Annotated in this window: 14 protein-coding genes; 2 read left to right on the top strand and 12 right to left on the bottom strand. The window is 65.0% G+C overall.

Going from position 1 to position 14483, the window contains the following annotated elements:
- Window positions 1-35: 35 nt before the first annotated feature.
- The 12 genes from AC3WLX_RS17120 to cysG form a co-directional block, all read right to left on the bottom strand.
- Entirely contained in the window at window positions 36-824 is a 789-nt protein-coding gene (locus tag AC3WLX_RS17120) for a 3-hydroxybutyrate dehydrogenase (RefSeq protein WP_291624498.1), read from the bottom strand.
- 1 nt (window position 825) lies between these two features.
- Window positions 826-2001 carry a DUF3734 domain-containing protein gene (locus AC3WLX_RS17125; protein ID WP_492336828.1) on the bottom strand — a complete coding sequence of 392 codons (1176 nt, stop codon included), beginning with the start codon at window positions 1999-2001 and terminating at the stop codon, window positions 826-828.
- Between the two features lie 77 nt (window positions 2002-2078).
- Window positions 2079-2582, bottom strand: a complete 504-nt coding sequence (locus AC3WLX_RS17130) for a CAP domain-containing protein (protein ID WP_492336829.1) — start codon at window positions 2580-2582, stop codon at window positions 2079-2081.
- Between the two features lie 178 nt (window positions 2583-2760).
- Window positions 2761-3795: a sulfate/molybdate ABC transporter ATP-binding protein gene (locus AC3WLX_RS17135; RefSeq protein WP_492336830.1), complete on the bottom strand. Its 1035-nt coding sequence runs from the start codon at window positions 3793-3795 to the stop codon at window positions 2761-2763.
- The gene (gene cysW, locus AC3WLX_RS17140) at window positions 3785-4696 is read right to left on the bottom strand and encodes a sulfate ABC transporter permease subunit CysW (RefSeq protein ID WP_492336831.1); all 912 of its coding nucleotides are present in this window, start codon (window positions 4694-4696) and stop codon (window positions 3785-3787) included. The genes AC3WLX_RS17135 and cysW overlap by 11 nt, the downstream gene beginning before the upstream one ends.
- A 9-nt stretch (window positions 4697-4705) precedes the next feature.
- Window positions 4706-5557 carry a sulfate ABC transporter permease subunit CysT gene (gene cysT / locus AC3WLX_RS17145; RefSeq protein ID WP_492336832.1) on the bottom strand — a complete coding sequence of 284 codons (852 nt, stop codon included), beginning with the start codon at window positions 5555-5557 and terminating at the stop codon, window positions 4706-4708.
- A gap of 21 nt (window positions 5558-5578) precedes the next feature.
- Window positions 5579-6592 (bottom strand): sulfate ABC transporter substrate-binding protein, encoded by a 1014-nt coding sequence (locus AC3WLX_RS17150; protein WP_492336833.1) that lies wholly within the window; start codon window positions 6590-6592, stop codon window positions 5579-5581.
- Window positions 6593-6700: 108 nt separating this feature from the next.
- Window positions 6701-7426, bottom strand: coding sequence for a phosphoadenylyl-sulfate reductase (locus AC3WLX_RS17155; protein ID WP_492336834.1), 726 nt, complete (start codon window positions 7424-7426; stop codon window positions 6701-6703).
- Window positions 7423-7938 (bottom strand): DUF934 domain-containing protein, encoded by a 516-nt coding sequence (locus AC3WLX_RS17160; RefSeq protein ID WP_492336835.1) that lies wholly within the window; start codon window positions 7936-7938, stop codon window positions 7423-7425. The genes AC3WLX_RS17155 and AC3WLX_RS17160 overlap by 4 nt, the downstream gene beginning before the upstream one ends.
- A complete protein-coding gene (locus AC3WLX_RS17165; protein ID WP_492336836.1) occupies window positions 7925-9580 on the bottom strand; it encodes a nitrite/sulfite reductase in 1656 nt (551 codons plus the stop codon). The genes AC3WLX_RS17160 and AC3WLX_RS17165 overlap by 14 nt, the downstream gene beginning before the upstream one ends.
- A gap of 10 nt (window positions 9581-9590) precedes the next feature.
- Entirely contained in the window at window positions 9591-9908 is a 318-nt protein-coding gene (locus AC3WLX_RS17170; protein WP_291624507.1) for a DUF2849 domain-containing protein, read from the bottom strand.
- On the bottom strand, window positions 9905-11329 hold the full coding sequence (gene cysG / locus AC3WLX_RS17175) for a siroheme synthase CysG (protein ID WP_492336837.1): 1425 nt from the start codon (window positions 11327-11329) through the stop codon (window positions 9905-9907). The genes AC3WLX_RS17170 and cysG overlap by 4 nt, the downstream gene beginning before the upstream one ends.
- 244 nt (window positions 11330-11573) lie before the next feature.
- On the opposite strand from cysG, the gene cysD reads away from it, so the two are divergent.
- Window positions 11574-12368: a sulfate adenylyltransferase subunit CysD gene (gene cysD, locus AC3WLX_RS17180; RefSeq protein ID WP_492337312.1), complete on the top strand. Its 795-nt coding sequence runs from the start codon at window positions 11574-11576 to the stop codon at window positions 12366-12368.
- A gap of 21 nt (window positions 12369-12389) precedes the next feature.
- Window positions 12390-14306 carry an adenylyl-sulfate kinase gene (gene cysC, locus AC3WLX_RS17185; RefSeq protein WP_492336838.1) on the top strand — a complete coding sequence of 639 codons (1917 nt, stop codon included), beginning with the start codon at window positions 12390-12392 and terminating at the stop codon, window positions 14304-14306.
- Window positions 14307-14483: the final 177 nt, after the last annotated feature.

Here is a 14483-nt window from a genome sequence, read left to right on the forward strand (position 1 = left end):
TTTGCCCGCCATGCGTCGCCATCGCATCGCCGTGCCTACTCGGCGGTCCAGCCGCCGTCGATAGACAGGTTCGTGCCCGTGATCTGCGCGGCGTCGTCGCTGCAAAGGAACAAGGCGAGAGCTGCGACCTGCTCGGAGGTGACGAACTCCTTGGTCGGTTGTGCATCGAGCAGCACGTCGTTGATGACCTGTTCGCGCGTCAGGTTGCGCGCTTTCATCGTGTCGGGGATCTGCTTCTCCACCAGCGGGGTCCAGACGTAGCCGGGGCTGATGCAATTGCACGTGATCTTGTGGGTCGCAACCTCCAGCGCCACGGTCTTGGTGAGGCCGGCGATGCCGTGCTTGGCCGAGACGTAGGCCGACTTGAAGGGCGAAGCCACCAGCGAATGCGCGGAGGCCGTGTTGATGATGCGGCCCCAGCCCTTCTTCTTCATGCCGGGGACGGCGGCACGGATCGCATGGAAGGCAGAGGACAGGTTGATCGCGATGATCTGGTCCCACTTCTCGATCGGAAACTCCTCGATCGGCGAGACGAACTGGATGCCGGCGTTGTTGACGAGGATGTCGACCGAGCCGAACGTTTTCTCGCCGAACGCGATCATGCCGGCGATCTCGGCGGGCTTGGTCATGTCGGCCGGCGAGTAGACCGCCTTGACCTTGAAGTCGGACTCGATCTTGGCGCGCTCCTTCTCAATGTCTTCGGCCGAGCCGAAGCCGTTGATGACGACGTTAGCGCCGGCGGCGGCGAAGGCGCGTGCATAGGCGAGCCCGATGCCACTGGTCGATCCGGTCACGACCGCGTTCTTGCCTGACAGACTACCCATTTCATTCGCTCCTTTTTGCCGGGGGCGCGGTGACGTCCCCCGTGAGATCGTAGGTCACCATGGTCTCGCCGGACTGCGGCTGCTCGAGCCGGTCCTTGTGGCGCATCGACAGATGCACGTCGCGCACGCCGGCTTCCCAATGCTCGACCATGGCGACATGCGAAAAATCATAGTCCTTGGACGAGGATTCATAGTTCTTGCTGCGGTAGATCAGATGCACCACGGTGACGGTGCTTTCGCGCGACACTTTCGCCAGGAATTCGACGGAAGGATCGCTCCTCAGGTAATCCGGCAGTTTGCTGATCAGGTCGCGCACGGCGCGGCGCGCGTTGTGGACCTGCTTGTTCTTGTCGGTGTTCATCCGCGTCCGGCTGGAGTAGCGGATATCCTTCTCGCGCTCGGCTGCTTCGAGCAGCGAGGTCGGCAGATCCCCTCGCGCGGAAAACAAATCAACCTGGAAAATCAGCATATCGCGCTCGACCTCGGTGTCGAGCACGTAGTCGAGCGGAGTGTTGGAAGCGATGCCGCCGTCCCAATAATGCTCGCCGTCGATGAGGACGGACGGGAAGCCCGGCGGCAGCGCCCCGGAAGCCATGATGTGCTCGGGACCGATGGTCTTGCCGAGCTTCCTGAACTCGTGATTGTCGAAATACTTGAAATTGCCCGAAGTGACGCCGACCGCGCCGACCGACAGGCGCGTCTTCAGATCGTTGATGCGGTCGAAATCGACGAGACGCTCCAGCGTCTTCTTGAGCGGCGAGGTGTCGTAATAGCTTTGCGCTTCGGGATGCCCCGGCGGCCAGAGCGGCGCCGGCGGAATGCGCGGCGTGAAGAAGCCGGGCACGCCGAAGGTCGCGATCAGCGCCGCGCTGGTCGAATTGAACAGTTCGCGGCTGTGGTCGCTCTTGCCAAGAGGTTTCCACGGAACCGGCGCCGACACCATCTCCCAGAATTCCTTGAGCCGCTTGACGCGCGTCTGGCCCTCATTGCCGGCGATGATGGCGGCGTTGACCGCGCCGATCGAGATGCCGGCGACCCATTCCGGCTCGAAGCCGTAGCCGCACAGCGCCTGGAAGGCGCCGGCCTGGTACGAGCCGAGCGCGCCGCCGCCCTGGAGAACCAGGACACGTTGCGCATTCACGGGGACTGTCGCGACTTGCGGACTATGATCGGTCATGCAGGAACAATAGCAAAGGACGAGCCACCGTGGCGACACTCCGCTGCGGCGTCAATGCACCGGGGATCAAGTCTGGCTTATCGAGGCTCCGTCGAGGCCAGGATCATGGTCCAGAACACCTTGTATTTGGTGCCGGGAGCATAGCTCGCCGCGATGCCTAATTTTGTGACACCACCCTTGAGCATGTTGGCACGGTGCGGAGGCGAGTCGCGCCAGCCGGAAAACGCTTCCGCCAGCGTATGATAGCCGGCCGAGATGTTCTCGACGGCCACCGTCGCAGGATAGCCGCCGGCGGCCAGCCGCTTGGCCAGCGGCGCGCGGACGTCGTGGTCCATCTTGTTGGCGGCCGCCATGGCATTGGACTGGGATTCGGCGAGCCGTGTCAGGTCCGGGTCGATCGCGACCGTACCGAGCCCGTTGTTTTGGCGGTATTGCGAGATCATGATCGCAGCCGCCTGGGCATCGAGCTTGGCGCCCGGCACCGCCATATCGGCATACATTGATGGCTGCTGGACCGGTGCTTCGTTGCCGGCACAGCCGGCCAGCAGCAACGTAACGAGAATCGCGGCCGCAGCGCGCATGAATCGAAGCCCCCAAATGAGGGGCCGTTGTTGCATACCAACAATGGCTGAAAGGTGAATTTTGAGGAAAATGATAGCCGTCATTCCGGGGCAGTGCGCAGCACTGAACCCGGAATCTCGCGCTACAAGCTCGAGATTCCGGGTTCGCGCTGGTGCGCGCCCCGGAATGACAGCGGGGCTAACCCGCAAATATCCGGTAGCGGCGCGGATTGAGGCCGATCGTGTCGCCCGCGCGCAGTTCCTTGTCGCGCGGAGCGTCGATCTCGATGGTCTCGCCGCCTGACAGAGCCACCTCGGCCCGCTGCACGGGGCCGAAATTGCGGACGTGCTGGACCGCGCCTTCGAAGGCGCCGCTGCCGGGCGGGCCGACCAGCATGTCATGTCGCCGCACGAACAGCTTGGACGCGCCGGGCGCAAGCCCTTCGGCCGCCAGATTGAGCTGCCGGTCCCCGAGCCGGATCGCGCCATCCCCGATCTCGATCGGCAGCACGATGGATTCGCCGATGAAGCTGTGCACGAAGGCCGTCGCCGGATTATCGTAGACGTCGCCCGGCGACCCGATCTGCTCGATCCGGCCCTTGTCCATCACTACGACTCGGTTGGCGACCTCGAGCGCCTCCTCCTGGTCGTGGGTGACGAAGATCGACGTGACGTGGATCTCGTGATGCAGGGAGCGCAGCCATTTGCGCAACTCCTTGCGCACCTTGGCGTCGAGCGCGCCGAAAGGCTCGTCCAGCAGGAGGATGCGCGGCTCGATCGCGAGCGCCCGGGCGAGCGCGATACGTTGACGCTGGCCGCCGGAGAGCTGGCTCGGATAGCGGTCGGCGAGCCAATCGAGTTGCACGAGATCGAGCAGCTCCTTGACGCGGGCGCGGATCGTCGCCTCGTCCTTGCGGATCGCGCGCGGCTGCACGCGCAGGCCGAAGGCGACGTTCTCGAACACCGTCATGTGGCGGAACAGCGCGTAATGCTGGAACACGAAGCCGACATGCCGTTCGCGCGCGCCTTGCGCCAGCGCATCCTCGCCGTTGAAGGAGACTTCGCCGGAATCCGGCCAGTCGAGGCCGGCGATGATCCGCAACAGCGTGGTCTTGCCGGAGCCGGAGGGTCCGAGCAGCGCCAGCAACTCGCCGTCGTTGACCTTGAGGTCGACGCCGTCGAGGGCTGCGAAACTGCCGAACTTCTTGACGAGATTCTTGACCTCAATGGTCACTGGCTTCTTCCCCTTCGTCGAGGTGACGTTCGAGAACGGTTTTTGCAATCAGCGTGATCAGTGCCAGCATCGCCAGCAGCGACGCGATCGCAAAGGCGGCCACGAACTGATACTCGTTATAGAGGATTTCCACCAGCAGCGGCATGGTGTTGGTCTCGCCGCGGATATGACCGGAGACGACGGAGACCGCGCCGAACTCGCCCATCGCGCGGGCATTGCACAGCAGGACGCCATAGAGCACGCCCCATTTGATGTTCGGCAGCGTCACCCGGAAGAAGGTCTGGAGACCCGAGGCACCGAGCGAAATCGCGGCCTCCTCCTCCTGGGTACCCTGCTCCTGCATCAGCGGGATCAGTGCGCGCGCCACGAAGGGAAAGGTGACGAAGGTGGTGGCCAGCGCGATGCCCGGCACCGCGAACAGGATCTGGATGTCGTGCTCGCGCAGCCAGCTGCCGAAATAGCCTTGCGCGCCGAATAATAGCACGAAGACGAGGCCCGAGATCACCGGGCTGACCGAAAACGGCAGGTCGATCAGCGTGATCAGGAAGGTCTTGCCCGGGAATTCGAATTTTGAAATCGCCCAGGCGGCGACGAGGCCGAACACCAGATTGAGGCCGACGGAGATGGCCGCGACGATCAACGTCAGCTTGATCGCCGCCAGTGCCTCCGGCTCGGCGAGCGCGGCGAAATAGGCCAGGATTCCCCTCGAAAATGCCTGGGCGAACACCACCACGAGCGGCAGCACGACGAAGACCGAGAGGAATAGCACCGCGAGGCTGATGATGACGATGCGCACGGCCCTCGGCTCGGTGCGAAGGTTGTCGCGTGCCGCTGCCGCGTGCGCACGCGCCTTCGGATCCGGCGAGGAGAGCGAAACGGAGTCTGCGATCTGCATCGTCATGTCCCGCCCTCAGCGCGCCGGGATCCGGCTCTGCGACCAGCGCTGGAGCCGGTTGACGGCGAAGATGATGCCGAAGGAGACGACGAGCATGACCACCGCGATGGCGGTCGCATCGGCGTAGCGGAATTCAGAGAGGCGGATCACGATCAAGAGCGGCGCGATCTCGGAGACGTTGGGCAGATTGCCGGCGATGAAGATCACCGAGCCGTATTCACCGACCGCGCGGGCGAACGCCAGCGCAAGGCCCGTTAGCAGCGCCGGTGCGAGCGAGGGCAGGATCACGCGGGTGATGGTCTGCCAACGGCTGGCGCCCAGGCTGCCCGCAGCCTCCTCGATCTCGGGGTCGAGATCCTGCAGCACCGGCTGCACCGTGCGCACCACGAAGGGAATCCCGATGAAGATCATGGCGACGAAGATGCCGACCGGCGTGAACGCCACCTTGATGCCGAGCTCGGCGAGCGGCGCCCCCAACCAGCCCTTCTCGGCGAACAGCGCGGTCAGCGCCACGCCGGCCACCGCCGTCGGCAGCGCGAACGGCACATCGACGATGGCATCGAAGATGCGGCGGCCGGGGAAGCGGTAGCGAACCAGCGCCCAGACGATGATGCTGCCCATCACCAGGTTGACGCAGGCTGCCGCGAAGGCGAGGCCGAACGAGACGCGGAGCGCGTTCAGGGTGCGGCGGCTGGAGAGGATGTTCCAGAACTGCTCGGGACTGAGCTCGAACGATTTCAGGAACAGCCCGGCGAGCGGAATCAGGATGATGACGGACAGCCAGGATAACGTCAGCCCCATCGTGAGACCGAAGCCCGGCAATGTCCGGCGTCGTGCTGCAACTGCGCTCACCAGGCCCCCTGCCATACCCCCTCCGACAGCACCCGATCAGTTCTTGTAGATCTGATCAAAGATGCCGCCGTCGCCAAAATGTTCCTTCTGCGCCTTGGTCCAGCCGCCGAAGACGTCGTCGATCGTGAACAGCTCGACCTTGGCGAAGGCATTCTCGTACTTCTTCGCAATCTCCGCATCGCGGGGACGATAGAAATTGCGCGCGGCGATTTCCTGCGCTTCCTTGGTATACCAATATTGCAGGTAAGCGTCAGCCGCATTCCGGGTGCCTTTTTTGTCGGCGACCTTGTCGATGATGGTGACCGGCGGCTCGGCGAGGATCGATTGCGGCGGCGCCACGATCTCGAACTTGTTCGCACCGAATTCCTTCAGGGCCAGGAACGCCTCGTTCTCCCAGGCGAGCAGCACGTCACCGACGCCGCGCTCGACGAAAGTGACGGTGGAGCCCCGCGCACCGGTATCCAGCACCGGCACCTGCTGGAACAGCTTCCCGACGAACTCCTTGGCCTTGTCGGCCGAACCGTATTTCTTTTGCGCAAAGCCCCAGGCCGCCAAATAATTCCAGCGCGCGCCGCCCGAGGTCTTCGGATTAGGGGTGATGATGGCAACAGCCGGCTTGATCAGATCGTCCCAGTCCTTGATGCCCTTGGGATTGCCCTTGCGGACCAGGAACACGATGGTCGACGTATAGGGCGCCGAGTTCTGCGGCAGGCGCTTCTGCCAATCGGTCGCGGTGAGACCCTTGTTCGCGATGGCGTCGATGTCATAGGCCAGCGCGAGCGTCACCACGTCGGCCTGCAATCCGTCGATCACCGCCCGCGCCTGCGAACCGCTGCCGCCATGCGACTGCTTGATCTCGACGCTCTTGCCGGTCTCCTTCTGATAGGCGGTCGCGAACGCCTTGTTGAACTCGGCATAGAGCTCGCGCGTCGGATCGTACGACACGTTCAGCAAGGTGATGTCTGCGGCCAGAGCCGAGCTTGCCAAGACCCCTGCCGCGAGCAGTCCTGCGGCGAGCGGAACGATACGGCGCATCATGTCCATCTCCATTCACGTCGACGACGTCAGCGTCATCAATGGCAGGCATAACTCGTGGCGAAACGCTCGCGTGTCAACGGAACCGGATTTTCTTGTTCGCAGCGTGGCAGCGCGACTGTGCTACGAAGTCTTCATGGTGTGGATGCCGCATTCTGTCTTGGCCCGTCCGCGCCATCGCCCGGCGCGTGCATCCTCGCCAACGGCCGTTCTGCTGGTGCAAGGCATACACCCAACCGACAGGAATCCTGACTCAACCAGCGGATGCCGCGGCAATCCGGCGCGGACGAAGATCGCCTCGATCTCCTCGCGCGAGACATTGGCGAAGGGATTGTACTTCAGCCGAGCGCCGTCGTCCTCGACGACCGGAATGTCGGCGCGCGCATTGCCCTGAAAGCGCTTACGGCCGTTGATCCAGGCGGAGAACGGCTTCAGCGCACGCGCCAGCGGCTCCACCTTGCGGATGCGGCAGCAGGCATCGGGATCGGAGAACCAGAGGTCGCGGTCGGCATCCTCGCGCGACAGCGTCTCCTCGGCCGGCTTGATCGACCGGACGTCCTTAAGGCCCAGCGTCGCTATCAGCGTATCGCGATAGGCCAACGTCTCCTCGAACAACCAGCCGGTGTCGAGAAAGATCACGGGAATCGCGGGATCGACGTCCGCCATGACCTTCAGCAGCGTCGCCGATTCCGTGCCGAAGGACGACACCAGCGCGAGCCCATCGCGGCCGACCGTCTTCAGCGCCGCAGCGATGATCTCCGCGGGCGAGGCATCGCGCAAGGCGCGATCGAGCTCGTCCGCCGACGGCAACGCGGAAGCCGACGAAACCTGAGCCGCGATCGCATTCACGTGCCGACACCCTCGGAATGGCGCAGCTGCATGCGCCGGTGCAAGGCCGTGATGCGGCCATCGCCGGTGGGCTGATAGAACACCGAATAGCGTTTCGCGGTCTGCATGAAGGCTTCGGCGTCGGCCTGCTTCTTGACCTCGAAGGCATCGAAGCCCGCGCGCAGCATGAACACGAACTGGTCGCGCAGGACCTGGCCGGTCGCCCGCAATTCGCCGCGGTAGTTGTAGCGTTCGCGCAGCAGGCGGGCCTGGCTGTAGGCACGGCCGTCCCGGAAGGTCGGGAACACCAGCGCGACGGCGGCGATCCTGCCGAGATCCGGCACCAGCTCGGCGATGTCGCGATTGTTGGGCCAGATCACGCCGATTTTGCCCGGGCGATCAAGCAGCGCCTCGGCTTCGCCGAGGAAACGCTCCGCGGGTACCAAGATGTCGCCGCCCTCGGGCAGCGGGGTATCGACGGCGAGCTTGACGAAGCGGTCGTCCACGATCTTTCCGCCGTTAACGAGTGGCATAGACGCGCTCCTTGAAGGGTTCGACACCGAGGCGCTTCACCGTGTCCATGAACAGCTCTTCAGGCCGTTCGCGTAGCGCAAGATAGGCTTCCACGACGTCTTCGACGACATCGGCGACCTCGTCGAACTTAACGCCGGGGCCGATCAGGGTGCCGAGCGCGGCGTTCTCGTCGGCACGGCCGCCGATGGTGATCTGGTAGACTTCCTCGCCGTTCTTCTCGACGCCGAGAATGCCGATATGGCCGACATGATGATGGCCGCAGGCATTGATGCAGCCGGAGATGTTGATGTGCAGCCGGCCGATCAGGTTGGCGAGCTCGTGATTGGCGAAGCGCCGCGTCAATTCCTGCGCGATCGGGATCGAGCGCGCATTCGCCAGCGAGCAATAGTCGAGGCCCGGGCAGGCAATGATGTCGGTGATCAGGTTGACGTTGGGCGTCGCGAGCCCGAGCTTGTCGAGCGCCTTCCACAGCGCCGGCAGGTCGCGCTTGGCGACGTGCGGCAGCGCCAGGTTCTGCTCGTGGCCGACGCGGATCTCGCCGAAGGAGTATTTGTCGGCGAGATCGGCCAGCGCGTCCATCTGCTCGGCTGTGGCATCGCCCGGAGGCCCGCCGACCGGCTTCAGCGAGATCGTGACGATGGAATAGCCCTGCACCTTGTGCGGCGCCACCGAGTTCTTGCGCCACGCTTCGAAGTCCGGATCGGCCGCGGCCTGGCGCAGCTCGTCCGGCATGTGCGGCAGCTTCTCGTAAGCGGGATAGGTGAAGCGCGAGCGGATGTCCTCGATCACCTCGTCGTCGATCTGGAGCGAGGAGTTGCGGATATGCTGCCACTCGTCCTCGACCTCGCGCGAGAACTTCTCGATGCCGAGCTCGTGCACCAGGATCTTGATGCGCGCCTTGTAGATGTTGTCGCGACGGCCGTACTGGTTGTAGACGCGCAAGATCGCCTCGATGTAGCTGAGGATGTCGCGGCCATGCACGAAGTGCTTGATGGTCTTGGCAATGAACGGCGTGCGGCCGAGGCCACCGCCGACCAGCACCTCGAACCCGGTCTCGCCCTTCTCGTTCTTGATCAACCGCAGGCCGATGTCGTGGATCCTGATCGCGGCGCGGTCATGGTCCGAGGCGGTGATCGCGATCTTGAACTTGCGCGGCAGGAAGGAGAATTCCGGGTGCAGCGTGGTGTGCTGGCGGATCAGCTCCGACCAGATGCGGGGATCCTCGATCTCGCCCGGCGCGACGCCGGCCCACTGGTCCGAGGTGACGTTGCGCATGTTGTTGCCGGAAGTCTGCATCGCATGGATGCCGACCTTGGCGAGGTCTTCGAGCGCGTCCGGCAGCTCGGCGAGCTTGATCCAGTTGAACTGGATGTTCTGCCGGGTGGTGAAATGGCCGTAGCCGCGGTCGTATTTGCGCGCGACATGGGCGAGCGCCCGCAGCTGGTTCGTCGCCAGCGTACCATAGGGAATCGCGACGCGGAACATGTAGGCGTGCAATTGCAGATAGACGCCGTTCTGCAGGCGCAGGATCTTGAACTCGTCCTCGGTGAGCTCTCCGGAGAGGCGCCGCTTCACCTGGTCGCGGAACTCCGAGACGCGCTCGTTGACGAGCGTGCGGTCGATTTCGTCGTAAGCATACATAAAGCGTGCCTTAAACCTGGGCCGGCTGTCCGATGGTGATGCCGGTGCGGCGGATCTGTTCACGCAGATTGCCGGGCAGGATCTTGCCATCCTCGCCGATCTGCACCGGCGCGATATAGGGGCCGATGGCGCCGACGTCATCGGCTACGGCCTCCGCAAGCAACGCCTTGGCCTCGTCGGAGTTGCGCACGATGGCGGCTTCCGACAGCTCCGCGGACCAGCCCTTGGCGGCGGTGCGGTACACCACGATGCCGTCCCAGGTCCGGTTGGCGGTCACGACCGAGGGGCCGGCGATCTTGATCTTCTTCTGTTCGAGCGGGGAGGTCATTCGGCTGCATCCAGGAGGTCAGAGACGATTTGCTTGGGGGTTTGGCGGCGAAGCGAGCCGGCATGCCGGACCACCTCTCCGATGATGAGGATGGCGGGACCGCCTTGGATCCGCCGCACCAGCTCGGGCAGATCGCGAAGCGTGCCGATCGCGCCTTGCGCATCGGGACGCGTGACGCGCGCGAACACGCCGACCGGTGTCTCCGGCGAGCGGCCGGCCGCGAACAGGCCGGCGCGTACGGCCGGCGCTGCGGTCATGCCCATATAGACAACGACCGTCATTCTGGCGTCGGTCAGCGTCGACCAATCCACGTTCTCGGCATCGCGCGCCTTGTGCGCGGTCAGGAAGGTGATGCGGGTGGCTTCGTGGCGATAGGTGAGCGGCACCTCGAAGTCGGCGGCACCGCCGAGCCCCGCGGTGATGCCGGGGATAATCGAATAGGCGACGCCTGCCGCGCGCAGCGCTTCGACCTCTTCGCCGCCGCGGCCGAACACGAAGGGATCACCGCCCTTCAGCCGCACCACGCGCTGGCCTGATTGCGCGGCCTCGATCATGCGCTTGTTGATGGCATCCTGGCCGATGCCTGGCTTGCCGACCCGGCGACCGACCGCGACGCGCGTGGTGTCGCGGCGGATGCGGTCGAGTATTTCGGGCGAGACCAGCTCGTCGTGAAAGACGATGTCGGCGTCCTGCAGCGCGCGCAGCGCCTTGATGGTGAGGAGATCCGGATCGCCGGGGCCGGCGCCGACCAGTGTGACTGAGCCTTCCGGCTTGTTCGCGCGCGCGAAGTCGGAAGGATCAGCGATAGCCCTGACCGCGGCATCCGCCTCGGCCTTGCGGCCGGCGAGCACGGCGGCGCCGATCGGACCATCGATGACGCGCTCCCAGAAGCGGCGGCGCAGCGGAAACTCGGCGATGCGCTCGTTGACGGACTTGCGGAAGCTGCCGATGAACTCGGCGAGCTCGCCGATGCGCGCCGGCAGCAGCGCCTCGATCTTCTCGCGCACGCGCCGCGCCACCACCGGCGAGGTGCCGCCGGTGCCGACTGCGACCACGACATCGCCGCGATCGACGATGGCCGGAAAGATGAAGCTGGAATGCGCGAGGTCGTCCATGACGTTGACGGGCAGGCCGAGCGACTTGGCGCGGGCCGACATGGCCACGCCGACATCGCCGGCGCCTGCGCAGACGACGGCGATGACGCCTGGGAGCTCGGCCGTGAGCGGATCGCCCGCCGCGATCTCGATCCGCGCCGCCTCTTCGGAGCTGAGGCCAAGGTCATGATTGCCGTCGATCGCATGCACACGGATGCGCGCGCCGGCCGCAGCGAGCACGCGCAGCTTGGCGCGCAAAAGCTCGCCCGCGCCGATGAGGACCACCGGACCGGCCTTGAGATCGAGAAACACCGGCAAGAACCGCATGCGATACTCGCTTCCCCACAATCGGGGTTGACTGGAATTATTTTCTATATATGTCTCGTTTCGAACGCGCAAAGAGAAAATTTTTCCTTCTCTTTCGCAGCGCAACTATAGAATTTTCGCCTCCAAACGCAAAGTGGCAGAGATGCATCTTCTCAAGGACGATTCCGCTGCTGATCGACTGGGTAGTCAGGCCTTGGCCGAGCGCGTGCGCGCGCAAGAATTTTCTGCCGAGCTTGCCCCGAGCATGGACCATCTCGACCAGCTCGAAGCGCAAAGCATCTACATCTTCCGCGAGGCGTTTGCCCGGTTGAAGAAGATCGCCCTGTTGTGGTCGCTCGGCAAGGACTCCAACGTCATGATCTGGCTGGCGCGGAAAGCCTTCTTCGGCAAGATGCCGTTCCCGGCCCTTCACGTCGATACCGGCAAGAAGTTCCCGGAGATGTATCGCTTCCGCGATCATTACGGCAAGGAGTGGGATCTCGACCTGCGCGTCGAGCCCTGCCCGCCGATCGATGCCGTCGACCCAACGCTACCGCCGGCCGCCCGTTCCGCCGCGCGCAAGACCGAGGGCCTCAAGATGGCGCTGGCAAAGTATGGCTTTGACGGCCTGATCGCCGGCATCCGCCGCGACGAGGAGGCGACGCGCGCCAAGGAGCGCGTATTCTCGCCGCGCGGCTTGGAGGGCAATTGGGACGTGCGCGACCAGCCGCCGGAGTTCTGGGACCATTTCAACGCCTCGCCGCCGCAAGGCGCGCATCTGCGCATCCATCCGATCCTGCATTGGACCGAGGCCGACATCTGGGCCTACACCAAGCGCGAGAACATCCCGATCATCCCTCTGTACCTCGCCAAGGACGGCAAGCGTTATCGTTCGCTGGGAGACCAGGACATCACAAATCCCGTTGCTTCGACCGCATCGAATATCGACGAGATCCTGATCGAGCTCGAAGAGACAAAGGTGCCGGAGCGCTCGGGGCGCGCGCTCGACCACGAGACCGAGGACGCTTTCGAGCGCCTGCGCGTCGCCGGCTATCTCTGACCTCAAGGACGCCACGCGGCCATGAACATGCTCGTCAATCCGACTTCATCCGCCACCCCGAACGGCACGACGCGCCCGCAAGTGCGCATCGTCATCGTCGGCCATGTCGATCACGGCAAGTCGACGCTGGTTGGCCGCCTCTTGCACGAGACCGGCAGCCTGCCCGAGGGTAAGCTGGAGATGCTGAAGGCCGTCAGCGCGCGACGTGGCATGCCGTTCGAATGGTCGTTCCTGCTCGATGCGCTGCAGACCGAGCGCGACCAGGGCATCACCATCGACACCACGCAAATCCGCTTCCGCACCAATTCGCGCGACATCGTGCTGATCGACGCGCCCGGCCATGCCGAATTCCTCCGCAACATGATCACGGGCGCCTCGCAGGCCGACGGCGCGGTGCTGATCATCGACGCATTGGAAGGCGTGCGCGACCAGACGCGGCGGCACGGCTATCTCCTGCATCTGCTCGGCGTGAAGCAGGTGGCCGTCGTCGTCAACAAGATGGACCGCGTCGATTTTTCCGCCGCGCGCTTCAAGGCGATCAGCGACGAGATTTCGGCGCATCTGAATGGCCTCGGCGTGACGCCGACGGCCGTGATCCCGATCTCGGCGCGGGACGGCGACGGCGTCGCCGAGCGCACCGACCGGATCGGCTGGTATAAGGGGCCGACCGTGGTCGAGGCGCTCGACCGCCTCGAGCCGGCGCGTCCGCTCGAGGCGCTGGCGCTGCGGCTGCCGGTGCAGGCGATTTACAAGTTTGATGATCGCCGCATCGTGGCGGGCCGCATCGAATCCGGCAGCCTGATTGCCGGCGACGAGATCGTGATCATGCCGGCCGGCAAGATCGCGAAGATCAAGACGGTCGAGAGCTGGCCGGCGACGCCGGTGGCGGGCCGTCAGGGCGCCGGGCGCTCGGTCGGCATCACGCTCGACCGCGAATTGTTCGTCGAGCGCGGCGACATCATCGCACATGCCGGCACCGCGCCGCGCGAGACGCGGCGGCTGCGCGCACGCATCTTCTGGCTGCACGGCAAGCCGCTCGCCAAGGGTGACCAGCTGCTGGTGCGCTGCGGGCCGAAGGAAAGCCGCGCCACCGTGGTCGCCATTGAGAAGGCGGTTGATCCCGGCGAATTGTCGAGCACGGAGAACACGGCGATCGGCCGCAACCATGTCGGCGAGATCGATATCTCTCTTTCGACTCCAATTGCCACCGACCCCTACACCGAAAATCCACGCACCGGCCGCCTCGTGATCGAGGTGTCCGGGCGCATCGCCGGCGGTGGGCTGGTGCTGTCGGTCGATGCCGGCCAGCGCGCCGTGCCGGTTGACATCGTGCCGGTGGAATCGGCGCTGCGGCCCGACGAGCGTTCCGCGCGCTATCAGCACAACGGCGGCGTGGTCTGGCTCACCGGCCTGCCCGCGTCCGGAAAGTCGACGCTCGCCAGGGCACTCGAGCGCCGGCTGTTCAGCAAGGGCGGCTCGCCGATCCTGCTCGACGGCGACACGCTGCGCGCCGGGCTCAACAGCGATCTCGGCTTCTCCGCGGCCGATCGCAGCGAGAACATTCGCCGCCTCGCCGAGGTCGCGACGCACCTCGCCCGCAACGGCCACATCGCGATCGTCGCGGCGGTCTCGCCCGCGCGCGAGGACCGCGCCACCGCGCGCCGCATCGCCGACACCGCGTTCCGTGAGATCCATGTCGCGACCCCGGCTGAAGTCTGCGAGGAGCGCGACCCCAAGGGCCATTACAAGAAGGCGCGCGCCGGCGCGCTCGCGTCGTTCACCGGCATCGGCAACGACTACGAAGCGCCGCAGGCGGCCGAGCTCGTGATCGACACGTCGAAGCGAACGGTCGCCGAGGCCGCCGACGAGATCGAGCGCATGCTGAAGACGACCGGCGTGCTGTTCGACGAAGTCGTGGACCTCGCCGCGAATATTTGAGGCACGCGCATTCGTTGATGTGCACGGTGCCCGCACACGGGCGGTGCGTTCCCTAGCCCTTGCGGGGGTGGGCGATCGCATATGAATTACACGGGGACCGTCTGCGGGCTTGCTCGGCCTCTCCCGCTTGCGGGAGAGGCCGACGCGCTCGCAGAGCCCGGCGGGTGAGGGCTCTCG

It is taken from the genome of Bradyrhizobium sp. FW305-F6, assembly GCF_058782905.1.